General features: G+C 73.4%; 15 protein-coding genes and 1 tRNA gene. 4 read left to right on the forward strand and 12 right to left on the reverse strand.

Going from position 1 to position 22,007, the window contains the following annotated elements; all coding sequences use genetic code 11:
- Positions 1–7 precede the first annotated feature (7 nt).
- Positions 8–985, forward strand: a complete 978-nt coding sequence (locus WMF34_RS22020; protein WP_437994458.1) for a hypothetical protein — start codon at positions 8–10, stop codon at positions 983–985.
- Between the two features lie 255 nt (positions 986–1,240).
- Here WMF34_RS22020 and WMF34_RS22025 read toward each other — a convergent pair whose 3' ends face one another.
- From WMF34_RS22025 to WMF34_RS22035, 3 genes are all read right to left on the reverse strand, one after another.
- The gene (locus tag WMF34_RS22025) at positions 1,241–2,542 is read right to left on the reverse strand and encodes a hypothetical protein (RefSeq protein ID WP_012236890.1); all 1,302 of its coding nucleotides are present in this window, start codon (positions 2,540–2,542) and stop codon (positions 1,241–1,243) included.
- 86 nt (positions 2,543–2,628) lie between these two features.
- Positions 2,629–3,294 (reverse strand): class I SAM-dependent DNA methyltransferase, encoded by a 666-nt coding sequence (locus WMF34_RS22030; RefSeq protein ID WP_012236891.1) that lies wholly within the window; start codon positions 3,292–3,294, stop codon positions 2,629–2,631.
- Between the two features lie 8 nt (positions 3,295–3,302).
- Positions 3,303–4,280: an NAD-dependent epimerase/dehydratase family protein gene (locus WMF34_RS22035; RefSeq protein ID WP_437994459.1), complete on the reverse strand. Its 978-nt coding sequence runs from the start codon at positions 4,278–4,280 to the stop codon at positions 3,303–3,305.
- Between the two features lie 87 nt (positions 4,281–4,367).
- Between WMF34_RS22035 and WMF34_RS22040 the strand changes: the two genes are divergently transcribed.
- Positions 4,368–5,294: a lysophospholipid acyltransferase family protein gene (locus WMF34_RS22040; protein ID WP_012236893.1), complete on the forward strand. Its 927-nt coding sequence runs from the start codon at positions 4,368–4,370 to the stop codon at positions 5,292–5,294.
- Between the two features lie 28 nt (positions 5,295–5,322).
- Here WMF34_RS22040 and WMF34_RS22045 read toward each other — a convergent pair whose 3' ends face one another.
- The 9 genes from WMF34_RS22045 to WMF34_RS22085 all read right to left on the reverse strand — a co-directional run bounded on the left by WMF34_RS22045 (position 5,323) and on the right by WMF34_RS22085 (position 18,724).
- Positions 5,323–6,309 carry a S66 peptidase family protein gene (locus WMF34_RS22045; RefSeq protein WP_437994460.1) on the reverse strand — a complete coding sequence of 329 codons (987 nt, stop codon included), beginning with the start codon at positions 6,307–6,309 and terminating at the stop codon, positions 5,323–5,325.
- Positions 6,299–11,608 (reverse strand): hypothetical protein, encoded by a 5,310-nt coding sequence (locus WMF34_RS22050; protein WP_437994461.1) that lies wholly within the window; start codon positions 11,606–11,608, stop codon positions 6,299–6,301. The genes WMF34_RS22045 and WMF34_RS22050 overlap by 11 nt, the downstream gene beginning before the upstream one ends.
- A 178-nt stretch (positions 11,609–11,786) precedes the next feature.
- Positions 11,787–13,310, reverse strand: a complete 1,524-nt coding sequence (locus WMF34_RS22055) for a protein kinase domain-containing protein (protein WP_437994462.1) — start codon at positions 13,308–13,310, stop codon at positions 11,787–11,789.
- 248 nt (positions 13,311–13,558) lie between these two features.
- Complete coding sequence (locus WMF34_RS22060; RefSeq protein ID WP_437994463.1) at positions 13,559–14,575, reverse strand: hypothetical protein; 1,017 nt, start codon at positions 14,573–14,575, stop codon at positions 13,559–13,561.
- Positions 14,575–15,672, reverse strand: coding sequence for a tetratricopeptide repeat protein (locus tag WMF34_RS22065; protein ID WP_437994464.1), 1,098 nt, complete (start codon positions 15,670–15,672; stop codon positions 14,575–14,577). The genes WMF34_RS22060 and WMF34_RS22065 overlap by 1 nt, the downstream gene beginning before the upstream one ends.
- 78 nt (positions 15,673–15,750) lie before the next feature.
- The gene (locus WMF34_RS22070) at positions 15,751–16,059 is read right to left on the reverse strand and encodes a hypothetical protein (protein ID WP_437994465.1); all 309 of its coding nucleotides are present in this window, start codon (positions 16,057–16,059) and stop codon (positions 15,751–15,753) included.
- Between the two features lie 56 nt (positions 16,060–16,115).
- Positions 16,116–17,192 carry a DUF4190 domain-containing protein gene (locus WMF34_RS22075; protein WP_012236900.1) on the reverse strand — a complete coding sequence of 359 codons (1,077 nt, stop codon included), beginning with the start codon at positions 17,190–17,192 and terminating at the stop codon, positions 16,116–16,118.
- Between the two features lie 66 nt (positions 17,193–17,258).
- A complete protein-coding gene (locus WMF34_RS22080; protein WP_044965481.1) occupies positions 17,259–18,380 on the reverse strand; it encodes a hypothetical protein in 1,122 nt (373 codons plus the stop codon).
- A gap of 257 nt (positions 18,381–18,637) precedes the next feature.
- A tRNA-Leu gene (locus WMF34_RS22085) sits at positions 18,638–18,724 on the reverse strand.
- A 392-nt stretch (positions 18,725–19,116) separates the two neighbouring features.
- Between WMF34_RS22085 and WMF34_RS22090 the strand changes: the two genes are divergently transcribed.
- Both WMF34_RS22090 and rimO read left to right on the forward strand, forming a co-directional pair.
- Positions 19,117–20,448, forward strand: coding sequence for a dihydroorotase (locus WMF34_RS22090; protein WP_437994466.1), 1,332 nt, complete (start codon positions 19,117–19,119; stop codon positions 20,446–20,448).
- The gene (gene rimO / locus WMF34_RS22095; protein ID WP_437994467.1) at positions 20,445–21,911 is read left to right on the forward strand and encodes a 30S ribosomal protein S12 methylthiotransferase RimO; all 1,467 of its coding nucleotides are present in this window, start codon (positions 20,445–20,447) and stop codon (positions 21,909–21,911) included. The genes WMF34_RS22090 and rimO overlap by 4 nt, the downstream gene beginning before the upstream one ends.
- Positions 21,912–22,007 lie beyond the last annotated feature (96 nt).

Genomic DNA, 22,007 nt, shown 5'->3' on the forward strand with positions numbered 1-22,007 from the left:
GCAAGCGATGAAGAAGCGATGGCTTGTTTGGATGGCAGGGCTCGCGGCGCTCTCACCGCTCGCGGCGATGTCTCCGGGCTGCTCGCAGCCCAAGCCCGAGTGCACGGTCGGCGGCGCCCTCGCGTCCCCGTTCGCGGCGAAGTTCACCCGGATCGACGGGGATGCCGATGGCCCGTGTGCTCGGAAGGACGGGACTGTCGAGCTGGTCGGGATGCAGGTGTACACTCGGGACGAGAATGGCGACCAGCTCCCCGACAGCGAGAAGCTCGTCGCGATCCAGACCCTGGAATTCGGCACGTGGTATCGCGGCGGCGCCGCGATCGACCCGAACCCGGATCTGAACCCGTTCGCGATCGGTGCCTTCGCGTCGCGCGAATCGGATGGCAACGAGATCTGCACGGTGCCGACGTTCGATCCCGCCGAGGTGGTGTTGCTGCCCGGCGGCGAGGGCGGCGCTGGCGGCGAGGGCGGAGCCGGCGGCGCTGGCGGAGCCGGTGGTGCCGGCGACGGCGGTGCCGGTGGTACCGGCGACGGCGGTGCCGGTGGCGCCGGGGAAGGTGGCGACGGCGGTGCCGGTGGCGCCGGGGAAGGCGGTGCCGGTGGCGCTGGTGGCGCCGGCGGTGCGGGCGAGGGCGGCGGTGGGGATGGCGGCGTACCGCCGGTGGCGCCGGGATCGCACAAGCTCGAGTGGCGCAACATGCGCGTGTACGTGACAGCCTCCAACCTCGGCAATCAATTCGAGGCAGAGGTCACCTACTCGGAGGAGAGCTGCTCGGCGACGTACAAGGTCGTCGGAGTCTGGCCGGCCATCGATTGTCGGGTCTACGCCCCGAATCCCGAGCCCGGGGGCGCTCCGATCCCCACGGACAAGGGCGATGATGCCCTCTGCGTGAATGCTCGCATCTCCCCGGAGCTCAAGGTGAAATGCGACGCCGGCGCGGGCCTGTGCGTGCTCGACGCGGACTCCATCCCCGCCCTGAAATAGGCAACCTGACGGGCGGGGCGCCCATCGCCCCGCCCGCGCGCCTCCGGTCCCTCTCCCCTCACCTCCCGCAAAACGTCATCGCCCAGGCGCATCCCTCGTCGTCCGAAGGCGGCAGGCTCGAAGAGCCCCTGTTCGCCGCGCAGCGCCGGCGAGGGTCGAGGGTCGAGCGAGAGGTGACGAGCGTCCGCGACGACGCGCTCGGCCGGCGGCCCCGAGGTCAGCGCAGCTCACGGCGCGATCCCTCGGACCGCCGGCTCACGGCGCGGGTTTGACGGCCAGCCTCGCCAGCGCCGCGCAGCCGGCCCCGCTCGCGATCTCGAGCTTCGCCGTGAGCGCGCACAGGCGCGACGCCCGCTCGAGCGCCGCCGGATCGCCCGATACGATGGCCCGCTTGGACTCGTATCCGGTCCGGACCGCGAGCATCGTCTGCGCGCGGGGGGGCAGCTCCGCGCGCCGCGCCACGAGCAAATCGCCGAGCTTCGGGCCGGGATCGGCGGCCGGCGCCCACGTCCAGACCGACGCGACCAGGGCGTCCGCGAAGGCGGCGCGCAGCTCGTCGCCGCCGCGCGCGCCCTCGCACGGCAGCGCGGGACCGGCCGGTCCGACGTCGGTCGCGAGGAGCCTCCGCCCCGCGATCCGCCGGAGCAGATCCTTCTCCACGCCGGCGATCTTGCCGTCGTCGTCCGAGAACGCCCCCGCCTTGAACCGCACGGCGAGCGCGGCGCACTTCTCGTCGCGCTCCGCGCGCAGCCGCTGCTCCTCGCGGGCCCTCTCCTCGGCGCGCAGCCGCTCCTCGCGCTCGCGCGCCTCGCGGGCCTCCACCGCGGCGCACTGCTCTAGCCGCGCGGCCACGCGCCGCTGCTGCTCGCTCGCCGCGCGGCCGAGATCGTCCTCCGCGATGTCGCGGACCGCGCACACCTCCGGGCGCTCCAGGACCGCATCGACGCGCGCGCGGGCGGCGCGGAGCCGCACGATCACCGACAGCGCCGCGACGATCACGAGCGCCGACACCACGATCGACGCGATCCTGCGGAGCCTCCGCCGGCGATACGCCTTGGCGAGCGCGCCGCCGCCGCTCTCGTCGAGCAGCTTGCGGCAGCGGCCGATCATCGCCTGCCATTGCGCGATGTCCTCGGCGAGCACCTGGAGCGGCTCCGCGAACGGGCGATCGCGCCGGACCTTGTTCGCCAGCCGCTCGAGCCACATGCCGGCGTCGGGGGCCCGACCGTGGTCGGTCACCTCGGCGACGCCCTCGAGCAGCCCGCCGATGCGCCCGGCGTAGACATCCCAGGCGAGGAGCGCCTCGGACTGGCTGTCGCCGAGCCGCTCGATGGCCTCGCGCACGTCGGCCATCGGGAGCAGGCGCTCGACGTCCTCCCGGCGCACGCCCGCGAGCTTCGCGGCTTGATCGACGCCGCGCTGGAAGCCTCCGAGGAGCCCCTCCGGCGCCAGCTCGCGGAGCCCCTCCGGCACCCGCCTCGCCTGCATGCACGCACCGGCGTGGTGCAGCGGGCCCATCGCGCAGGTCAGGAAGGTGCCGCCGAGCTTCACGTCCATCGAACCGTGGCTCTCCTCTCCAGGACTCTCCACGAGATACCCTGGACAGCGCGGCGCGGAAAGGCTCGCCGCGCTGTCCAGGGTGATCAACGGCCGCCGCGTGAGACCTCGAGGTCCCAGAGCGCGTAGAGCACGTCGACGTCGTACTCGGTGTGTCGCCAGCCGGGGTGGAGCCGGTAGCTGCGCGGGAGCAGGCCAGAAGCCAGGATGGCGTCCGTCTGCTCGGCGAAGGTGTAAAGATACATCTTCACGCCGGTCAGCTCGGCGTCGGAGAGCGGGCGCGCGTGGCGCTCGTGGAGCCGGACGTTCGGCCTCCGCTCGACGATGCTCACCAGCAGGCGGCCGCCTGGGCGCATCGCGCCGGCCAGGTTCTTGAGCACGAGCGGGAGATCGTCGCAGAACTCGAGGGTGCCGAGCGCGAGGGCGACGTCGAACCGCCCCCAGGAGCGGGGGATCGGGAGGTGGTAGTCGTGCCGGTGATAGGCGCCGTGGGGCCGCTTCTCGCGCGCGATCTCGAGCATCCCCTCGGCGATGTCGAAGCCCACGACCTCGACGGACGGCGGGAGATCGCGCGTGAGGTGGCCCGGGCCGCAGCCCGCGTCGAGCACGCGGGCGCCCTCGGCGACCGCCTCGCGCAGGAACGCGCGCACGGGCTTCTCGTAGTGCTGGATGTCTTTCCAGGTGGAGACGTAGTCGGGCGCGAAGTCCTCGTAGTAATCGACGAGCCGCTCGATCCGGGTCGCTCGCTTCATGACGCCTTTCAGGTGATGTCGTCGACCGCCTGGACGGTCTCCTGGATGTCGTGCTCGTGCGTGTAGCCGAGGATGTCGCGCGCCCGCCGATCGTCGACCATGCACACGTAACGGATGTGATCGAGCTCGGGCGCCGGGAACGAGGTCGCCCTGAACCGCCAGAGCCGCGGGATGATCGTCTGCATGACGAAGTGCGGGATCGCCGCGCGCGCCCGGCCGGTCATCTCGATGACGCGCGAGAGCGGCAGCGGCGCGGGCCCCGCGAGGTTGAAGATCCCGCGCACGCCGGGGCGGAGCGCCGCGAGGATCGCGGAGACCACGTCGTCCTGGTGGATGACCTGCACCATCGGGTCGAAGCCGAGGAGGGTCGGGATCACGTTGAGCCGGAGGTAGTTCGACGGCGCGTTCCGCACGGAGCCGAGGATGTGGACCGGCCTGAGGATGACCGTCTCGGTCTGGGGGTGCTTCCAGAAGAACGACTGCGCCAGCATGTCGACCTCGATGAGGTCGCGGATCTCGCTGAACGACGCGCCGCCGAGCAGCGGGGCCTCCTCGGTGATGAACTGCGGGTTGTCGGGGCGCGGCCCGTAGGCGTTCGCGCTCGACAGCACGATGAGCTTGGGCACGTCGTACTGCGCGACGAACTCGAGCAGCCGCTGGAACCCAGCGAGGTTCCAGCTGTGGTGCTCCATCTGGCTCACCCGCGGATCGTGCATGACCCCGAGGTGGACCACCGCGGCGAGCTGCTCCTGGCGGAAGATGTCCTGGGTCTTCTTGCGGCGGATGTCGATCTGGTGATGCTCGATGTCCTTGGGGCGCCCCTCGAAGCTGCGCCGGTCGACGCCGATCACGCGCCGCTCGCGGTGGAGGCGCCGCGCCAGGCGCCGCCCTAGGCGACCACAGATGCCGGTGATGAGGATGGACCGGAGGGACGGATCGGTGTCCGCGGCGGGACGGCGGCCTCGACCGAACGTTCGTTCGCTCATCGGAGCGACGGTCGCTTCGAGGAGGCCGATGGTCAAGCCCTTCGTGCCGGTGCAGGCCCACGCGAGTTTTGCTATCGTCCGCCGCTCATGGCCAGCAGAACGACGCTCGCCAGGCTGAGCCACTTCGTCACCCACAGCGCGCTGCCGCTGGCGCGCGTCGGGGTCGACAGCCTGCGCGGCACGATCGACGACGCGACCATCCGGCTGCTCGGTCAGGACTTCGAGGACCGTCTGCGCCGGGTCGCGCTGCCTCACGCGGCGGACGGGGTCGACCCCTTCGGGCTCGACCGGGAGTGGGCGAAGTACGCGGTCGGGGTCGCCGCGTTCTTTCATCGTTTCTATTTCCGGACCGAGGTGTTCGGCATCGAGCGCGTCCCGGCCGGCCGTGTGCTCCTCATCGCGAACCACTCGGGCCAGCTCCCGTTCGACGGCATGCTCATCGCGGCCTCGCTGTTCCTGGACGCGGAGCCGCCGCGCGTGATGCGGAGCATGGTCGAGAAGTGGACGCAGACGCTGCCGTTCGTGGCGACCTTCTTCTCGCGCGTGGGCCAGGTGGTCGGCGTCCCCGAGAACGCGCGCCGGCTGCTCGACATGGGCGCGGCGATCCTGGTGTTCCCGGAGGGGACGAAGGGGATCTCGAAGGGGTTCTCGAGCCGCTATCAGCTGCTCGACTTCGGGCTCGGGTTCATGCGGCTCGCGCTCGAGACCGACACGCCGATCGTGCCCATCGCCGTCATCGGGGGCGAGGAACAGTACATCTCGCTCGGCAACCTCGAGTCGGTCTCGAAGGCGCTCGGCATGCCGACGTTCCCGATCATCCCACAGCTGCTGCTCCCCGGCGGCCAGCTGCCGCTGCCGACCCGATACCGGATCTACTTCGGCGAGCCGATGACGTTCCACGGCGACCCCGACGACGACGACGCGGTGATCCAGGAGAAGGTGGCGCTCGTGAAGGGTCGGATCCAGTCGATGCTGAACCGCGGCCTGAAGGAGCGGAAGAGCGTCTTCTGGTGATCGCGTGATCGCGTGATCGCGTGGGCGCTCAGGCGCCCGCCAGCGTGACCGCGGCGTCGGGGCCGTGAGCGAGGACGCGCGCGTGGCCGCCGAGGATGGCGGGCTCGTTGCGATGGCCGTGGCCGATCGGAAGCCCGGCGACGACGGGGATGCCGAGCGGGAGGAGCCTGTCGCGGAGGACCTCGTCCACCGTGATTCCATCGGGGCCTGGCGCGCACTGATCGAAGTCGCCGAGGACCACCGCCGCGGCCGGGGCGAGGTGGCCGCCGACCTCCAGCGTCGCGAGCATGCGATCGATGCGGTAGGGCCGCTCGGTGACGTCCTCGAGCAGGAGGATGCACCCCTCCGGGACCCGGAGCCGCCCCGCGGCGGCGCAGGCGTGGAGCAGGGCCAGGTTGCCGCCGAAGAGCGGCCCCTCGGCCACGCCGGCGCGCAGCGTGGTGAGGCCGTCGAAGCGGCGCTCACCCAGCGGATCTTCGAGGGCGCGGATCAGCGCGGCGCGGGCGCGGGCGTCGCCGCGCCCGAGCGCGGTGACATGGATGCCATGGAGCGACGCCACGCCCGCGCGCGCTGCCTCGACGTGGAGGGCCGTGACGTCGGAGAAGCCGACAATCCAGCGGGGGCGCGCTGCGAGGGCGCTCCAGTCGAGCCGGTGGACGAACCGGTTCGCGCCGTAGCCGCCGCGGGCCGCGAAGATGGCCCTGACGTCGGGGTGCGAGAGCGCGCGGGCGAGCTCGTCGCTGCGCCGGGCGTCGCTGCCGGCCAGGTACCCGGCCCGCGCGAACAGCCCGTGATGGGAGGGTGCCGACAGCGATGGCGGCCCGCCCCGCCGGCCGTCGCCGTCGAACGGAGGCCCCTCGCCCGCGTCGAAGAGGACACGGTAGCGCTGGGCGAGCCAGCCGATGCCGACCCGCGCGAGGACGTGCTCGAACGGGCTGGAAGGGGCGATCACCGCGACGGTATCGCCCGGCCGTAGCGCCGGGGGCAGGATCGGCGGACGAGAGCTAGCGAGCACCAGGGTCGTCGTCGAGCAACTCCACGTCTTCCGCGTCGGTGTCGACGTCGATCGCGTCGGAGCCATGCAAGGGCGGCACGACAGGCGCCATGGGGGCAGCGGGCGCGACGGGCAGCGCAGGGGCCGAGAGGGGCGCCTCCTCGTGCGCTCGATGGGCCTCGTCGTTGTCGACGTCGCCGAGCGTCTGTGGCCCTGGGTGAGCGTCGAACTCCGACCCCTGCGCGGGAGCGGCTGGCGCATCGGAATACGCAGCCGGAGCAACGTGGAGGACCTGGGTGGCGCTATCCAGAGGGAGCCTCTGCCCCTCGCGCAGAACCACATCGCCAAGGGCAGCGCCGCTGCCCGTGTCGGCCGCGTCGGCGTGCGCAGCGGCGCCGTAGGCCCAGACCTGCTGCTCCGGCTCGACCGGCAGCGCTTGCGAGGCGGCGGCGTCCGCCGGCTGCGCCTGGGGAGCCGACAGCGCCTCCGCCGCCGGGTACGCCTCAACCGCCGGGTACGCCTCAACTGCCGGGTACGCCTCAACCGGCTGCGCCTCTGCCGCCGGGTACGCCTCAACCGGCTGCGCCTCCGCCGCCGGCTGCGCCTCTGCCGCCGGGTACGCCTCAACCGGCTGCGCCTCCGCCGCCGGCTGCGCCTCGACGCCCTCGTGCGCCTCGGAGCCCGCGTAGCCGTTGCTCACCGCCGCCACCGCGCCGGCCTCGAGGCCGAGCGTCTCGAGCGTCGGCGCCCGGGGCGCGAGCGGCGGCTCGGTCAGCGGCGGGCCCGGCGCGCGCGTCGGCAGCGAGGGAGGCGGCGGGGTGCGCTTGAGCTTGCCGGTCTTGGCCCGCTCGAGGCCCGCGGTCGCGTCCGAATCGCCCGCCTTCATGCGGAGGACGCGGCGCCAGGCGTCCGCCGCCTCGCGCGCCTCGCCGAGCTCCTCCTCCCAGAGGCGCGCCACCTTGCGCGCGAGCTCCGCCCGCTGCGCCGGATCGCGGCCGCGGAGGATCTGGTCCTCGTAGAGCTGGATCATGCCGCGGTGATCGCCGAGCTCCAGCAGGAGACCCGACAGGTCGTTCATCACGTCCTGATCCGAGGGCGACAGGTCGTGAAGCTTCTTCAGATCCGCCGCGGCGCCCTGCCGGTCGCCGAGCACGTCGCGCCGCAGCCTGGCGCGACGCTGCAGGAGCTTGCGCACGAGCGGGCCGTCAAAGACCTCGTCGAGCGCGCGGTCCAGCGTCGCGCTGACGCGGGGCAGGTCGCCCACGTCGCGCCCGAGGGCCTCGAGCGCGTCGAGCGAAGCGTCGTCGACCTGCGTGAGCACGGCGTCGCCCAGCCAGCCGAAGGCGCGGTCGACGTCGCCGAGATCCTTGTAGGCGATCGTGGCCGCGCGCCGCAGGAGCGCCGCCCGGGTGCGGCCGCCGTCGCGCGAGCCCTGGCCGCCGGCCGCGAGCGCCTCGGCGAGGACGGTGCGCAGCGCCGTCGACCGCGACCGCTCGTCGTCGTCCCGCGCCACCTGCTCGAGCGTGGCGATCGTCTCCTCCTGGACGCCGCCGCCGAGGGCCAGCTCGAAGAAGCTCCTCGCCCGGTCGATGGCGCCGCGCTCGCAGGCGATCTGGGCGGCGCGGACGAGCGCCGCGAGGCGATCGGCCGGCGTGCGGCACCGGCCGACCTGGCGCTCGAAGAGATCGATGATGAGGCCCGGGGCCTCGGCCAGCGCCGCGAGCCGCTGGAGCAGCGGCTCGACCTCGGCGGTCGGCACGCTCGCGAGCGCGCCCTCGCCGTGGTGGATCGACTCCAGCGGATCGGCGCCCACGGAGACCCGGACCTCGGCCTGCCGCACGAGCTCGGCCGCCCGGGCCGCGCCCGAGAGATCCCTCGCGAGGAGCTCGTGCGCGACGGTGAGGGCCTCGCGATCCTGCAGCTCCACCGCGATCGCCTCGAGCTTCTCCGCGAGGCCGGCGTCGGCGGTGCGGGAGCGCGCGAGCTCCATCGCCACGCGCGCGGCGTCCTTCTGGCGACCGACCTCCACGAAGCGCTCGAAGGCCCCGCGCAGGGCGACCTCGCGCCCCGCGCGCGCGATCGACTCGTTCCAGGCGACCAGCTTGGTCGCGACGATCCCCTTCCACCCGTTCCGATCGCCGAGCGCGACGTACGCCTCGCGGCACGGCTCGTCGCCCTGATCGGCGAGCCGCTCCAGGAGCGCCAGCGCCTCGTCGCTCTTGCCCAGCTGCTGGTCGAGGATCTCGGCGAGGCGCCGGGTCATCTGCGACGCCTCGTCGTCGTCGCCCTCCATCTCGATCAGGATCGCCATCAGGCGCGCGACCTTCGGCCAGTCGTTCAGCCGCTCGGCGAGCCGCAGGAGCCGGGCGACCGCGTCGAGGTCGTCCGGCTCGACGGCGTGGACGATCTCGAGCGCCCGGACGGCGCCGCGCGGATCGTCGAGCGGGCCCTCGTACAGCGCCGCGAGCCGCTGCGCGATGTCGATCTGGTCGTGGCCGTACACGAGCACGAGCTCACGCTCGAGCGCGCCCGCGACCCCCCTCGGGTTGCCGCGCCGCTCCTCCAGATCGGCGATCCCCTGCAGCGCGATCCGGTTCTGCGGATCGAGCGTCGCCACGACCGCCTCGTAACGCGCGATCGCGGCCTCGAGGTCGCCGGGGCCCTCCGCGAGCATGCGCGCCTCGCGCAGGGCGAGCGAGATCTTGCCGGGCTCGCTGTCCGTCAGATCGCCGAGCTTGCGGAGGAGCTCCGCGCCCTGCTGGTGATCGCCACGCTCGCCTGCGTCCTGGGCCAGCCGCTCGATGGCCTCGGCGTCGTCGCCGTCGGCGAGCAGGAGCGTGAGCGTCGCGCGCTCCCCGTCGCGATCGCCGAGCTCGCGCTGCAGGGCCGCCGCGGCCCGCCGCGCCGCGACGCGCTCCGCCCTGTCGCCGAGCACCTCGGCCCGGCTCAGGAGGAACCGCACGAGCTCGGGCCACCGATGGGCGCGCCGGTAGAGATCCTCGATCGCGGGGGCAGCGTCGGTCGCCGGATCGATCTCGACGGCGCGCTCGACGCGGTCGAGCGCGCCGTCGACGTCCCCGGCGCTGAGGAGCAGCTCGGCGGCCTGGACGAGGAGCGCAGGGCGCGCCTTGCGGTCCGCGAGCAGCGCGCGCTCGCAGAGCGCCCTCGCCGCCTCGGCGAGCCGCCCCGCCGCGACGTAGGCCTGCTGCGCGAGCTCCCACAGCCTCGGTTGGCGCAGCAGCTCGGCGGCCTGGCCGTAGGCGTCGCCCGCGGCGCCCGGCTCATCGAGCCGCATCCGGAGCTCGCCGAGCTTCTGAAGGAGCGGCCCGTGGTTCAGCTTCCCCCTGAACCAGGACGTCGCGTCGGCGAGGACCCGCGCCGCGAGATCGAAGCGCTCGCCGCGCTCGAAGAGCTTGACGGCGGACAGGAGCGCCGCGCCGTCGTCCGGCGTGAGGCCCGCGATCCGCACCCACGCCTCCGCGGCCGCGATGGGGTCGCGGCGCTTTTGCTCATGGAGCGCGACGAGCGCCCTCTCGATCTCGACCCTCTGCGCGACGTCGGCCGTCGCCGCGGCGTCGTGCTCGAGCAGCGCGGCGAGGTCGTCCCACCGCGAGCTCAGCTCGAGCAGCCGCCTCAGCTCGGCCTGCGCCTGCGCGTCGCCGGGATCGAGCTCGGAGAGCAGCTTCCAGGCCTGGACCGCCGAGTCGACGTCGCGCAGCTGCGCCTCGCACAGCCCGGCGACGTCGCGCAGCTGCGCCTTCCTGCGCTCGATGGGCGCCTCGGGGACGCGCGCCGCCGCGAGCAGGACGTCCCGCAGCTCGACGAACATCCGCTTCTGGCGCAGCTGCTCCTCGACCTGCGCGAGCACGTCCGGGTTGGCCGGCTCGCCCTTGAGCACCTCGCGGAGCTTGGCGAGCGTCAGCGGCTTGCGGAGCTCGGCCGGCTCCTCCCTCGGCGGCTGTAGCGCCTCCGAGGGGACCGAGCCGCCGAAGGCATCAGGCGCCGGCGCGGCGCCGGCCAGGCCGTACGCCCCCGGCGCCGCGGCATCCGCGGGCGAAGCCAGCGTGTCCGGCGCCGTCGACCCCGGCGCGGGAGCGAACGAAGGCGCCGGCGCGAACGCGGCCACCCCCGGCTCGACAAGCCCAGCGGCTGCCGGCGACGAGAGGAGGCCCGAGGGCGGCACGGACGCGTGCGCATGGGCGGCTCCCGCGCTGGGCGGCACCGACGACCGGTGCGCAGGCGCGGCAGCCACGCCCAGGGGCGGCGGCGGCGCCGACGGCAGCCGCGGGGGGGGCGGAACGGACGCCCGCTTGCGCGCCTCGGGGGCCATGAACCCGTTCGGGTTGACCTGGAGGTAGGCGACGTAGCGCGGGCGGAGCTCCGCGATGCGGCCCAGCTGCTTCCCGTAATGGTCGGCGAGCTGCATCGCGCGATCGTGCCCCGGCGCCGAGCGGAGGGCGTAGACCGAGTACGAGTAGCCGTACTCCCCGTCGTAGGTCTCCGCGAGCGCCACGAAGAGCTCCGCGGCCTCGTCACGCTCTGGCTGCGGCACCGGCTCGCCCGCCTCGATGCGGTCGACGATGGCGACGCCGAGCGCCTGGATGAGCCCCACGTCGTGCGGCACGAACGCGCGCGCGTTCCGCAGCGCCACGGTGGAGCCCGCGAGATCGCCGGCGCGGCGCCGGATGTCGGCCTCGTCGCGCAGCAGGGCGAGCCGCCGCTCCGGGTCGTCGACGAGCGCCTGCTCCATCGCGAAGTACGGGATCGCCTCGGCGTACTGCTGCTGGGCCTTCAGCATCTCGCGGGCGGCGTAGATGGCGTAGACGTTGTGCGGATCGAGCTCCGCCAGGCGGCGCCAGTTCTCGAGGGCGCGCTCCGGCCGCGAGAGCGGCGGCTCGCTCCACAGCCGGCCGAGCTCCTCGTGCAGGGTCGAGACCTGCGCGCGCACCTCGGGCCGCTCGAAGAGCAGCGGCGTGAGCGCCTTGACGAGCCGCTCCAGGAGCGCGACGAGCGCCTTCTGATCGCCCTTGTCGCGGTAGAGCTGCGCCAGCCGCTCCGCCGCGGTCCGCTGCGTCGGATCCTTGTCGATGGCGATCATGAGCGTCCGCGCGGCGTGGTGCGCGTCGCCGATGGTGGTCGACCACACGTTCGCGGCCTCGCTCAGCCAGTGCGCCGCGTACGATGGATCTGCGGTGGAGCTGCCGACGCGCTCGAGCAGCATGGCGTACGAGCGTGGGTCCTGCTCCCCGGCTCGGTGAGCATACGCCAGGGCTTCCCCGTCATGCGGATTCGTGACGAGCCGCTGAACGAGCGTTTCCATCTCCCGGGGATCCATCGGTGCGCGGCGAAGTTACACGTTAGCCTCGGGCTCGTACAGCGACTCTCGGCGTCCTTCGCGATTGGACGCCGCCGTCTCTCGCGCGACGGGACTCCATGGAAGAGCGGGCCTTCGGGGGCCCACGTCGGCCTTGCGCAGCGGCGCCGCGCGCGTGCCGTCATCAGTCGAATTTCACATACGGCTTGCGCGGCTGCGCTGGCTTTCGCCTCGGTGTCGACGCCGAGGGTACGCCCGTGGGCGCTGGCGCCGCGCTGGCGACACCCGCGGGCGGCGGCGCAGGCGCGGTCGGCGCGGCGGACGGCGCCGGCGCGGCGGGCGGCGGCGCAGGCGCGGCGGGCGGCGGCGCAGGCGCGGTCGGCGCGGCGGGCGGCGGCGCAGGCGCGGTCGGCGCGGCGGGCGGCGGGGCGGCGCGCGAGATCGCGCTGGCGAGTGCCCTCGCTTCCAGCGCTACCCCTTTCTGAAGGCTGCGCGCGCCGCCGTCCGCAGGCCGGCGGAGCTCGCGCACGGCGAGCGCCATCACGATCAGGGACAAGGCGACGGCGCCGACGGCCACGCGCGAGGTGCGCCTCCGTGGCGCGGGACGCAGCGTGCTCGGCGCCTGCGCGGCGCCTTCGCCGTCGCCCACGACCGCGAGCAGCTCGCTCGTGGCGCCGACCTCGGCGGGCTGAGCCGGGCCGAGGCGCTCGCGGTCGAGGCTCGGCCTGGCCTCGTCCATCGCGCGATCGAGCTCGGCGATGAACTCCAGGGCGCTCCGCGGCCGATCCTCGGGCCGCTTGGCCAGGGCGCGCTGCAGGAGCTGCGAGAGCGACGGCGGGATCCTGGCGTCCGGCGCGGCCTCGCTCGCCGGCACGGGCGACGACTTGATGTGCCTCGCCATCACGACGACCGCATCGTCGTCGATGAACGGCGGCCTCCCGACCAGCATCTGGTAGAGCAGGACGCCGAGCGAGTAGAGGTCGCTCCGCGCGTCGAGCGGCCTGCCCTGCGCCTGTTCCGGCGACATGTACCGCGGCGTCCCGAAGACGGTGCCTGCCTGGGTCTCGAGGGCGTCGACCGGCCGCTCTGTCCCGGTCATCACCTTCGCGATGCCGAAATCGAGCACCTTGCCGATCTCCTCGTGCTCGCCCGCGGGGGGCCTCGCCAGGAACAGGTTGTCCGGCTTGAGGTCCCTGTGGATGATCCCCTTGTCGTGCGCCTCGGCCAGCGACAGGAGCGTGTGCCGCGCGAAGCGGGCGGCGTCGCCCAGGCGCAGCCGCCGCAGGCGCTTGAGCCGCTGACCGAGCGACTCGCCCTCGAGCAGCTCCATCGCGAGGTAGAGGGAGCCGCTGCTCGACGTCGTCCCCTCCACGGGCGAGCTCTGCTCCGCGGAGCGACCGCGGCCGAAGGCCGCGTCCGTCGCGTCGTCCACGATCTCGCCGAAATCGAACACGGTGACCGTGTGCGGCGACCGGAGGAGGCTCATCGCGCGCGCTTCGCGGGTGAAGCGCGCCTTCGCCTGCGCGTCGAAGGCCCTGTCCGACCGCAGTATCTTGATGGCCACGTCGCGGCCCATCGCCTCCTGGCGCGCGCGGTACACCGTGCCCATCGAGCCGGCGCCGAGCTTGCCCACGATCACGAACCGATCCGCGATCGTGATCCCCAGGAACGGATCTCCGTCGGCCTCGCCGAGCACCTCGCGGCTCACGAGGGCCAGCCCGTCGTGGGGGCAACGAGGCAGCCTCGCGCTCTGGCCGTCCTGGGAACCGCGCTCGCCTGTGGGAGACGGAAGCTGGCTGGACGAGCTCCTCCCCTCCGGCGCGACGGCCCCGAGGTGGTGACAGCGCGGGCAAATCAGCCCCATGGCCCTGCCGGGCTCGCCGGGCGACCCGGGGGCGCTGGCTGGGAACTGGCCGTCAGCTGCACGAACTACCACCGCGATGGGGGGATCGTCCGTTACTTGGGCTCGCATCGCAAGGCCCACGACTCGCCTGTCGCTCGCGGGTGGCAGCCGAAGAACGCGGCGTCGCCGCAGGACGCATCGCTGCAGCAGACGTCGCTACAGAATGGCTGCGTTTGTTCAGGGTCCTTGATGCACATACCACTCCGACAGTCCTCGGGCGTGGAGCACGGAACGCCGATGGCCGCGAGGCTGTCCTCGGACAGCAGCGTGATGCACGCGCGGACGGTCGAGCGTCCGTCGATCGCGAGCTCAGCGCAGCCGACGCGCTGCCTCACCTCGCCGGGCGTGTCCGGGCACATCTCCGAGCCACAGCACGGGATGGTGCAGCGGCCGTACCCTTCCACCTCGACGCAGAGCCCGGACGCGCAGTCCTCGTCCCCAGTGCACCGTTCGAAGTAGCCTCCATCACCCGAGGCGGCGGCCTGGCACGCCCAGGCCGGACCCGACGAGACGAGGCCGGTCGTGAGCCGGCACGCCGCGCCGTTCGTGGCGCAGCTGGTGTCGGAGCAGCAGGCGTCGACGCAGGCGCCGTCGTTGCAGATGCCAGATCGGCAGTCGCCGGGCGCGGCGCATCGCGCGCCGGAGAGCCCCGTGCCCACGTCGGGCCGGCCGACCTCCCGGCCGATGCGGCAGAGGCCGCTCCCTCCGCCGTCGGGGATCCAGCAGACCGCATCCCGGACAGGATCGCAGTCGCTCGAGCTGCAGCAGGCGCGCGAGCAGACGAGCGGCCCCTCGACGTCGAACAGCGCGGGATCGAGGCAGAAATCGAGCGCTCCGCAGTCCTCGTGCCGCGCGCAGCGCGCGCCCAGCGCGCGCTCCAGCGGCAGCTCGGCGCAGGCGCCGTCCCTGCAGACGGCGCCCTCGGGGCAGGCCGGCGGCCCGAGCGCGCCCTCGTCCGAGCAGTGCACCGGGCCCAGCGTTCCGTCGACGAGGACCTGGCACCCGGCGCCGAGCGACACGAGCGCGGCGAGCCCGCGGAGCAGCCTGCGCCGCGCGGCGCTCGCACGCATCAGAACTGCACCCAAAGCCGGGCTCCCTCGGCGCCCAGCGACAGGCGGATCCCCTGCGCCCCCGCACCGGCGCCGCGCGGGAGACGGCGATCCTGCCCCGGCGTCAGCGCACGCGCGCCGACGGCCGAGGCCCCGCGAGCGGCTGGGCTCGCCGCGGGGGCCTCGGGAGACAGGTACAGGTAGAGCGCCGCTGCCCCGGAGAGCCCCGCGACCAGAAAGGCGACATCCGCGGCGACGGCGCACCGGTGAGCGGCGCTCGCGTCGGCCTGCAGGTCGGCGATGGAGACGCCGGCCCCGGTGCGCTCGCCGGCACCGGGATCCCGCGCCACGGCGAGCGCGGCGAAGACGCCGCCGACCACGAGCGACCCTGCGGCGATGCCCCCGCTGACGCCGAGCCAGGTCGCGCGCGGCGTCGCGCTGCCGACCGCGACGGGATGGCGCGGCAAGCGCGGCAAATACGGCAGCGCCGTCGAGACCGAGGCGGCCTTCGCGGGCGCGGACGGCGGCGCCTTCGCGCTGGCGAGCTCTCGCTTCGCGCCCTTGAGCCGCGTGAGGACCGCGTGCACCTCCTCACGCGCCTTCGGGAGCGCCTCCATGTGGAGGTAGCGGCGGTAGTAGCGCTCGGCCTCGTCGATCTCGCCCAGCCGCTCGTGGATCATCGCCAGGTTGTAGATGAGCTCCTTGCCCTCGGGATCGAGCGCCACGGCGGCCTCCAGCTGCGCGATGGCCGCGCGGTACTCGCCGCGCTTGTAGCGCCGCTGCGCCTCGTCGTGCAGCGCCGTCGCTCGCTCGATGCGGAGCCGCTTCTCCTCCTCGTCTCGCGAGAGCGGCGGCGGGGCCGGAGGGCTCGGCCCGCCGCCCTCCGGCGGCGGGGCGGGAGCGCTCGGCCCGCCCCCCTGCGGCGGCTGCGCGGGCGGGGCAGCGGGCGCGACCAAAGGCGCGCGGAGCGGCTCCGGCGGGGGCACCTGCGCCGCCAGCGCCGGCGGCGCGCCGTGGGCGACCGCCGCGGCGGCCGCGACCGCGGAGGCGAAGCCCACGACGATGCGCCCGGCCTCGGGGCCGATCGAGCGAGGCAAGCGCGCTGTGTGGCTCGTCACGGCCGCCCACCATAGCGTAACTTCCGCGCGGATAACGGCGTCTCGCGGCGGGTGGGGTGAAGGACGCCGCCGCGGCGATCACCTGAGCTTGCAGCTGTACTCGCCGGCGAACAAGAGCGCCCGCTCGCACCTGACGTCCACGACGCGCTTCGCCGTGGTGAACTCGAAGGTCTGGCCGAACGGCGTCCGTTCCAGCCGCGTCATCTGGGCTCTGCAGCCCTCGCTCGCGCGGCGCGGCTCCGGCGCGCCCGCGGCGCCGTCCTCGCCGCACGCGACGAGCGCCGCCCTCCGTTCGACGTCGGCGTTGTCGGAGACGACGTTGTAGACCGCCGAGACGCTGAACGCGACGCAGAGGGCGAAGAGGGCGAGCTGGCCGAAGCGCTTCACAGCCCGAGCTTACCCCGTCCGGCGCGCGAGGGGCTCGCCGCCGCGCGCGACCCGCCTCAGAGCCGCATGCCCGAGCCGGGCAGCGGGTTCCACGGCTGCCGGCGGGTCGTGTACTGGCCCCGCACGAACGCCCCCAGCACGGGCGCGATGTTGCGCGCGATGTCGTCGTCCCACTCGCCGCCGTTGATCCCGTCCTGCGGGGAAAGATCCGGCGACAGCAGGAAGAAGCCCGGATACAGCCGCCGCGGCACCTTGATCTGATCGAGATCTTCCTTGAAGAGATCGATGTCCACGCGCACGAGCCGCACGCTCCGGAGGGCCGTCTGCATCAGCGGATCGCCGAGCGAGCGGTCGACCCCGCGGCACGGCTCGCAGGGATCGCTCGTCGTCATCACGAGGACCTTCTCGCCCTGGGCGTATGCCTCCGCGCGCTGCTTGGCGAGCTCCTCGCTGAGCACGGACACGTCGACGCCGATATCGACGATGGAGACCCCGCCGATGCGCCGGTGGGTCGTGTGCTGAGGGACGCTGCCGCTCGGCTGCACCGCCGGAGGACGCGCCTCCGGCAGCGGCATCGACGGCGACGCCGTGCTCGCCGGCTCCGGCGAGGCCTCCCCTTCCGGGAGGGCGGAGGCCGTCTCTCCGCTGTGATGGGTGCTCCACATCCACACGCCGAAGCCGATCGCGGAGCTCCAGCAGAGCGTGAGCAGGACGCCGAGCGCGAGCCCGACGCTGGCGAGCGCGTACCCCCTGCGCACGGCCGGGTCCTGCTCGATCTCGCGGCGAGCCGCCCAGCCGAAGGCGATCGCGGCGATCGCCCCGAGCGGCCCGAACAGCGCCGCGACGAGCGAGCTCACGGCCAGCGTCGAGAGCTGCCGTCGCTCCGGCGGGGGCGGCGGCGTGAGGTAGGGATCCTGGATGATCAGCCGCGCCGCCTGCGCGCGGCTCGGCTGCGCTGCTGCCGGCGCGAGCGCGACGCGCCCGCGGGCCGCGACCGTGTCGCAGGGCGGCGCGCCGGCAGGCGGCTCGCTTTCGCAGGGCAGGGCGCCCGTCTGCACGTCCCTGAGCGCTGCAGGAGGCTCGTTCGCATCGCGGTTCGGCAGTGGCTGAGTCGGGCCGAATGCGTGGCTCACGCCCTTCATCCTAGCGCCGGAGGCCGCGCTACGCCCGCCGCACGGGCCCTCTCGTCGCGTGAGCGCTCAGGGGATGCAGGTGCGCTCGAGCACACGCAAGACTGCGCGCTTCGTGCTCACACCGGTGCTCATGGGCTCCGTCCATGCGACGCCCACCCGCTCACCGGCGAGCGCCACGCTGGGAGAATCCTTTACGGGAAACACCCCATCCGACACCCGGATCCCTCGAGCGGAGGGCGCTCCGTCGGCGGCCAGCTTCACGAGGAGGGCTTGCCCCTCCACCTTGCCATCGTGGCCGACCCACGCCACGAGAGCCCCGTCGCCGCTCGGCGCGAGCGCGCGCCACTTGCCCTTGCCAACGACCCAGGGCGCCCCGCGCGGCCGCGCCTCGGCGTCCAGCGCGCGGGCGATCAAGGTGGCTCCCTCGCTCCAGACCAGCAGCGCGCCGGCGCTGCCCGTGGCCACAAGGCCGAGCCGCTGATCCCTGTCCGGTGTCTCCTGAGCGGCGCCAGCCGGTCGGTCGCCGCCCTGTCGCTGCGCAACGACGTGGGCATTCCCTTCCCTGCCCGCGGCGTCGAACCGCGAGGCCCGGATGCTCCCGTCCTCCTCGTCCTGCCAGGCGACGAGGTAGCCACCGGACGCGTCGGCAGCGACCGTCGGCCACCGCGGCTTCTTGGCGCTTCGCGTGACCCCGACCGCCTTCAGCTGTGGCTGCGCCGGATCCACCGGCGCGAACTGGAACACCCCCAGGCGCTGGCGGTCCGGTCCGAAGGGCGCCGCTGCTACCAGGGCGCCACCTGGAGCGGGCGCGAGGGCGACATGGTCGCTGACCTCCCTCCCGATCGCGCCGACGCGCTGGATCCCGACCGGCGGGTTCGTCTCCCAGCGGGGCCGCGCGTACGCGAGCCCCTCCGCGTCGAACCACGTGACCGCCCATTCGTCGCCCGAGGAGAAGATCCGGAGCCCTGCGTCCCGCGTGCTCGAGATCGCCCTCGCGCGAGCGACCTGCCGGGCCTCGTTATCGAAGCCGGCGAACGCGATCTGCGCGTCCCCTCCCTTGAGGTCCACGAGCCACACGGCCCCGAACGAGCCGTCGGCGCGCCCGGCGATCCCCATCCCCTCGCGCAGGATGTAGGTCGCGATATCACCCGACTTCGCCTTGCACCCTTCGAGGGAGCCGATGGGCACGAACTCCTGGACGCCGGTCCCGCGCGGCAGCTCGGGCTCGGCCGGCGCAGTGGCAACGGCGGGCTCGGTCGGGGCGCTCGACGCGGCGGCGGCCGCGGGGACCGCCTCCGAGGCGCTCGGAGCAGGGGCTGCACTCGCGGCTCCTCCCGCTGAGGGGGAGGAGCGGCGATCACAGGAACTGCTGGAGACGACAAGCAGGGACAGAGCCACGACCTTGGCAAGAGTCGTGGCTAGGGAAGCAGGATAAGAAGAGCGCTTGGTGCGAAGCAGAGGACTTGAACCTCCACGGGAGTTACCCCACTGGAACCTGAATCCAGCGCGTCTGCCAATTCCGCCAGCTTCGCGAGCGGGGACGGCATCACTACCTCACCCCCTCGCGTTCCGTCAAGCGCTGTGTCACGCCCCGAGCGTTTTTCTTCCGCCTGCGGTTCCGTCCGTTGTGTCGGTTGCGTCGGTTGCGTCCGCTACGCCCGGCTCTTCTCTTCCCAGCTGACCCTGGCGCGGTCTCCTTGCCGCGTTGTGGTGGGCACTTCCCCCCCTGCCGGAACGATGGAGCCGCCAAGGCGCCATTAAGACGCCAAGATTTTGTGTTTTTTCTTGGCGTCCTTGGCGCCCTTGGCGGTTCAAAAGGCCCCACCTTCGGCCAAAGTACCCCCCAGGACCGCCGCGTTGGTTCCCCCGCCGACGCCGCACCGGTGCACGGCGAGGAGCGCCTGTGCTAGGGGAGCGCGCTCCCATGGCGGCCATCGGCTCACCTCCTCCCCTCCTTCTCTTCGTCGGCGTGCGCGCCGTCGACCCGGCACAACAGCTCGACGACGTGATCGATGTCGTCGTGGAAGACGGCGTCATCACCCGGGCGGGACGCGGCGCAGCGACCGACGAGCTGCGCCGCGCCGACCGGACCGAGCTCATCCAGGGCGATGGGCTCCTGCTCCTCCCCGCGTTCGTCGATCTCCACGCCCACCTCCGCGAGCCCGGGCAGGAGTACAAGGAAGACATCGCCTCCGGCCTGGCGGCCGCGGCGGCCGGCGGCTTCGCCCACGTGTGCGCGATGCCGAACACGCGGCCGGTCAACGACACCCGCTCCATCACCGAGGCCATGATCGCGCGAGCCCGCGCGATCGGGGGGCCCGCGCTCCACCCCATCGGCGCGATCACGATGGGCCAGAAGGGCACGGAGCTCACCGAGATGGCCGACCTCAAGGACGCCGGCGCCGTGGGGGTCTCCGACGACGGCCGCTGCGTGACGTCGAGCTCCGTCATGCGCCGCGCGCTCGAGTACGCGAAGACCTTCGATCTCACGATCATCCAGCACGCCGAGGACCACGCGCTCACCGACGGGGCGCAGATGCACGAGGGGGCGATCTCGACGCGGCTCGGCCTCCGGGGCTGGCCGCGCGTGGCCGAGGACATCATCGTCGCGCGCGACGTGCTGCTCGCCGAGGCCACCGGCGCGCGCTACCACGTCGCGCACATCTCGTCGCTCGGGGCGGTCCGCATCCTCCGCGAGGCGAAGGCCCGCGGCATCGCCGTGACCGCCGAGGTGACGCCGCACCACCTGACGCTCACCGACGCCGCCGTGCTCGGCTACGACACGGCGTGCAAGGTCAACCCGCCCCTGCGTGAGCAGGCGGATGTCGACGCGCTCCGCGAGGCGCTCGCGGACGGCACCATCGACGCGGTCGCGACCGATCACGCGCCGCACTCCACGCTCGAGAAGGACTGCGAGTTCGCCGAGGCGTCGCCCGGCCTCATCGGCCTCGAGCTCGTCGTCCCGGTCCTGCTCGACCTCGTCCGGCAGGGCGCCCTCCCCCTCGGGCGGCTCGTCGACGCCCTCACCCGCGCCCCCGCCCGCATCGCGCGGCTCGAGGCGCCCACGATCAAGGCCGGCGCCCGCGCCGAGCTCTGCCTCGTCGATCCGAACCTGAGCTTCGTGCTCGACCCGGCGCGCCTCCGCTCGAAGAGCAAGAACACGCCGTTCCTCGGCCGGCAGCTCACGGGCCGCGTCAAGATGACGCTCGCCTCGGGGCGGGTCGTCTTCGTCGACGGCGAGGGAGCGGCGACATGAGCTCGCGCAAGGTCCATTTCGTCAGCCTCGGATGCCCCAAGAACCGCGTCGACTCCGAGGTGATGCTCGGCGTCGCCCGCGCGGCCGGCTTCGCGCACGTCGACGACGCCGCCGAGGCCGAGGTGATCGTCGTCAACACCTGCGGCTTCATCGGCGAGGCGAAGAAGGAGTCGATCGACGCCATCTTCGAGATGGCGCAGCACAAGGAGCACGGCAGCTGCAAGCGCCTGGTCGTGGCCGGCTGCCTGTCGCAGCGCCACCCCGAGGAGCTCGCCCGCGAGATGCCCGAGGTCGATCACTTCCTCGGGTCGAGCGACATGCTCAAGCTCGGCCGGGTGCTCGCGGGCGACGCGGAGCGGATGCTCGTCGGCAACCCCGCCGAGTGGCTGATCCAGGCCGGCGATCCGCGCACCCTCTCGACCCCCGGCGGCAGCGCTTACGTCAAGATCGCCGAGGGCTGCAACCGCACCTGCTCGTTCTGCGTGATCCCGGACCTGCGCGGCGCGCAGCGCTCCCGGCCCATCCCGGACGTGGTGCGCGAGGTGGAGCAGCTCGCTGCGGCGGGCGTCCGCGAGATCAATCTCATCTCGCAGGACACGATCGCCTACGGCCGCGACGCGGCGGGCCGCGCCGAGGGCGGCGCGCGCGCGACGCTCGCGCAGCTCGTCGAGCGGGTCGCCGACGTGCCCGGCGTGCGCTGGGTGCGGCTCTTCTACCTGTACCCCGAGACGATGACCGACGACCTCGTCGAGCTGCTCGCCGGCCACCCGCGGGTCGTGCCCTACGTCGACATGCCGCTCCAGCACGCCGCCGACGCGATGCTGCGGCGGATGCGGCGCGGCCACGGCGGCGATCGCCTCCGCCGGGTCGTCTCCACGCTGCGCGAGCGCGTCCCCGACCTCACGTTCCGCACCGCGTTCATCGTCGGCCACCCCGGCGAGACCGACGCCGAGTTCGAGGAGCTCTGCGACTTCGTGCGCTGGGCCGAGTTCGAGCGCGTCGGCGTGTTCCGCTACTCCGACGAGGAGGCGAGCCGCAGCTACGAGCTCGAGGGCAAGGTCCCCGCGCGCACGGCCGCGAGCCGCTACCGCCGCCTCATGACGCTGCAGCGCCGCATCTCGCACAAGAAGAGCGCCGCCATGATCGGCCGCGAGCTCGAGGTGCTCGTCGAGGGGACGAGCGACGAGCACGAGTACGTGCTCATGGGCCGCCACGCCGGTCAGGCGCCCGAGATCGACGGACAGGTCTACCTCTCCGGCGGCGAGGTCCGCCCCGGAGAGATGTGCCGCGTCCGGATCACGCAGGCGAGCGACTACGATCTCGTCGGCGAGCTGCTCGACGACGAGGAGAGCGGGCGCGGCGCCGGGCTCCCCCCGGCCGCGGATCTCGGCGCCGTCACGGCGAAGCGGCGCGTCGCCCTGCGCGTGCTGCAAACCGATGGACGCGAGCGCCAACAGAATTGACGGTCCGGCGATCGGGTCGCGGCGCGATCGCTGAAAATCCCGCTGCATAGCGGCGCTCCGTGGCGGAGGGGGCGCGGCACACGGTGTGCTATGACG

The sequence above is a fragment of the Sorangium sp. So ce145 genome (assembly GCF_051525985.1).
Lineage (GTDB): Bacteria > Myxococcota_A > Polyangia > Polyangiales > Polyangiaceae > Sorangium > Sorangium cellulosum_B.

Bases quoted from the DNA above. Each gene is read 5' to 3' on its own strand.
- WMF34_RS22020 (WP_437994458.1), top strand. From the start codon at position 8: ATGAAGAAGCGATGGCTTGTTTGGATGGCAGGGCTCGCGGCGCTCTCA.
- WMF34_RS22025 (WP_012236890.1), bottom strand. From the start codon at position 2,542: ATGGACGTGAAGCTCGGCGGCACCTTCCTGACCTGCGCGATGGGCCCG.
- WMF34_RS22030 (WP_012236891.1), bottom strand. From the start codon at position 3,294: ATGAAGCGAGCGACCCGGATCGAGCGGCTCGTCGATTACTACGAGGAC.
- WMF34_RS22035 (WP_437994459.1), bottom strand. From the start codon at position 4,280: ATGAGCGAACGAACGTTCGGTCGAGGCCGCCGTCCCGCCGCGGACACC.
- WMF34_RS22040 (WP_012236893.1), top strand. From the start codon at position 4,368: ATGGCCAGCAGAACGACGCTCGCCAGGCTGAGCCACTTCGTCACCCAC.
- WMF34_RS22050 (WP_437994461.1), bottom strand. From the start codon at position 11,608: ATGGAAACGCTCGTTCAGCGGCTCGTCACGAATCCGCATGACGGGGAA.
- WMF34_RS22060 (WP_437994463.1), bottom strand. From the start codon at position 14,575: ATGCGTGCGAGCGCCGCGCGGCGCAGGCTGCTCCGCGGGCTCGCCGCG.
- WMF34_RS22090 (WP_437994466.1), top strand. From the start codon at position 19,117: ATGGCGGCCATCGGCTCACCTCCTCCCCTCCTTCTCTTCGTCGGCGTG.
- rimO (WP_437994467.1), top strand. From the start codon at position 20,445: ATGAGCTCGCGCAAGGTCCATTTCGTCAGCCTCGGATGCCCCAAGAAC.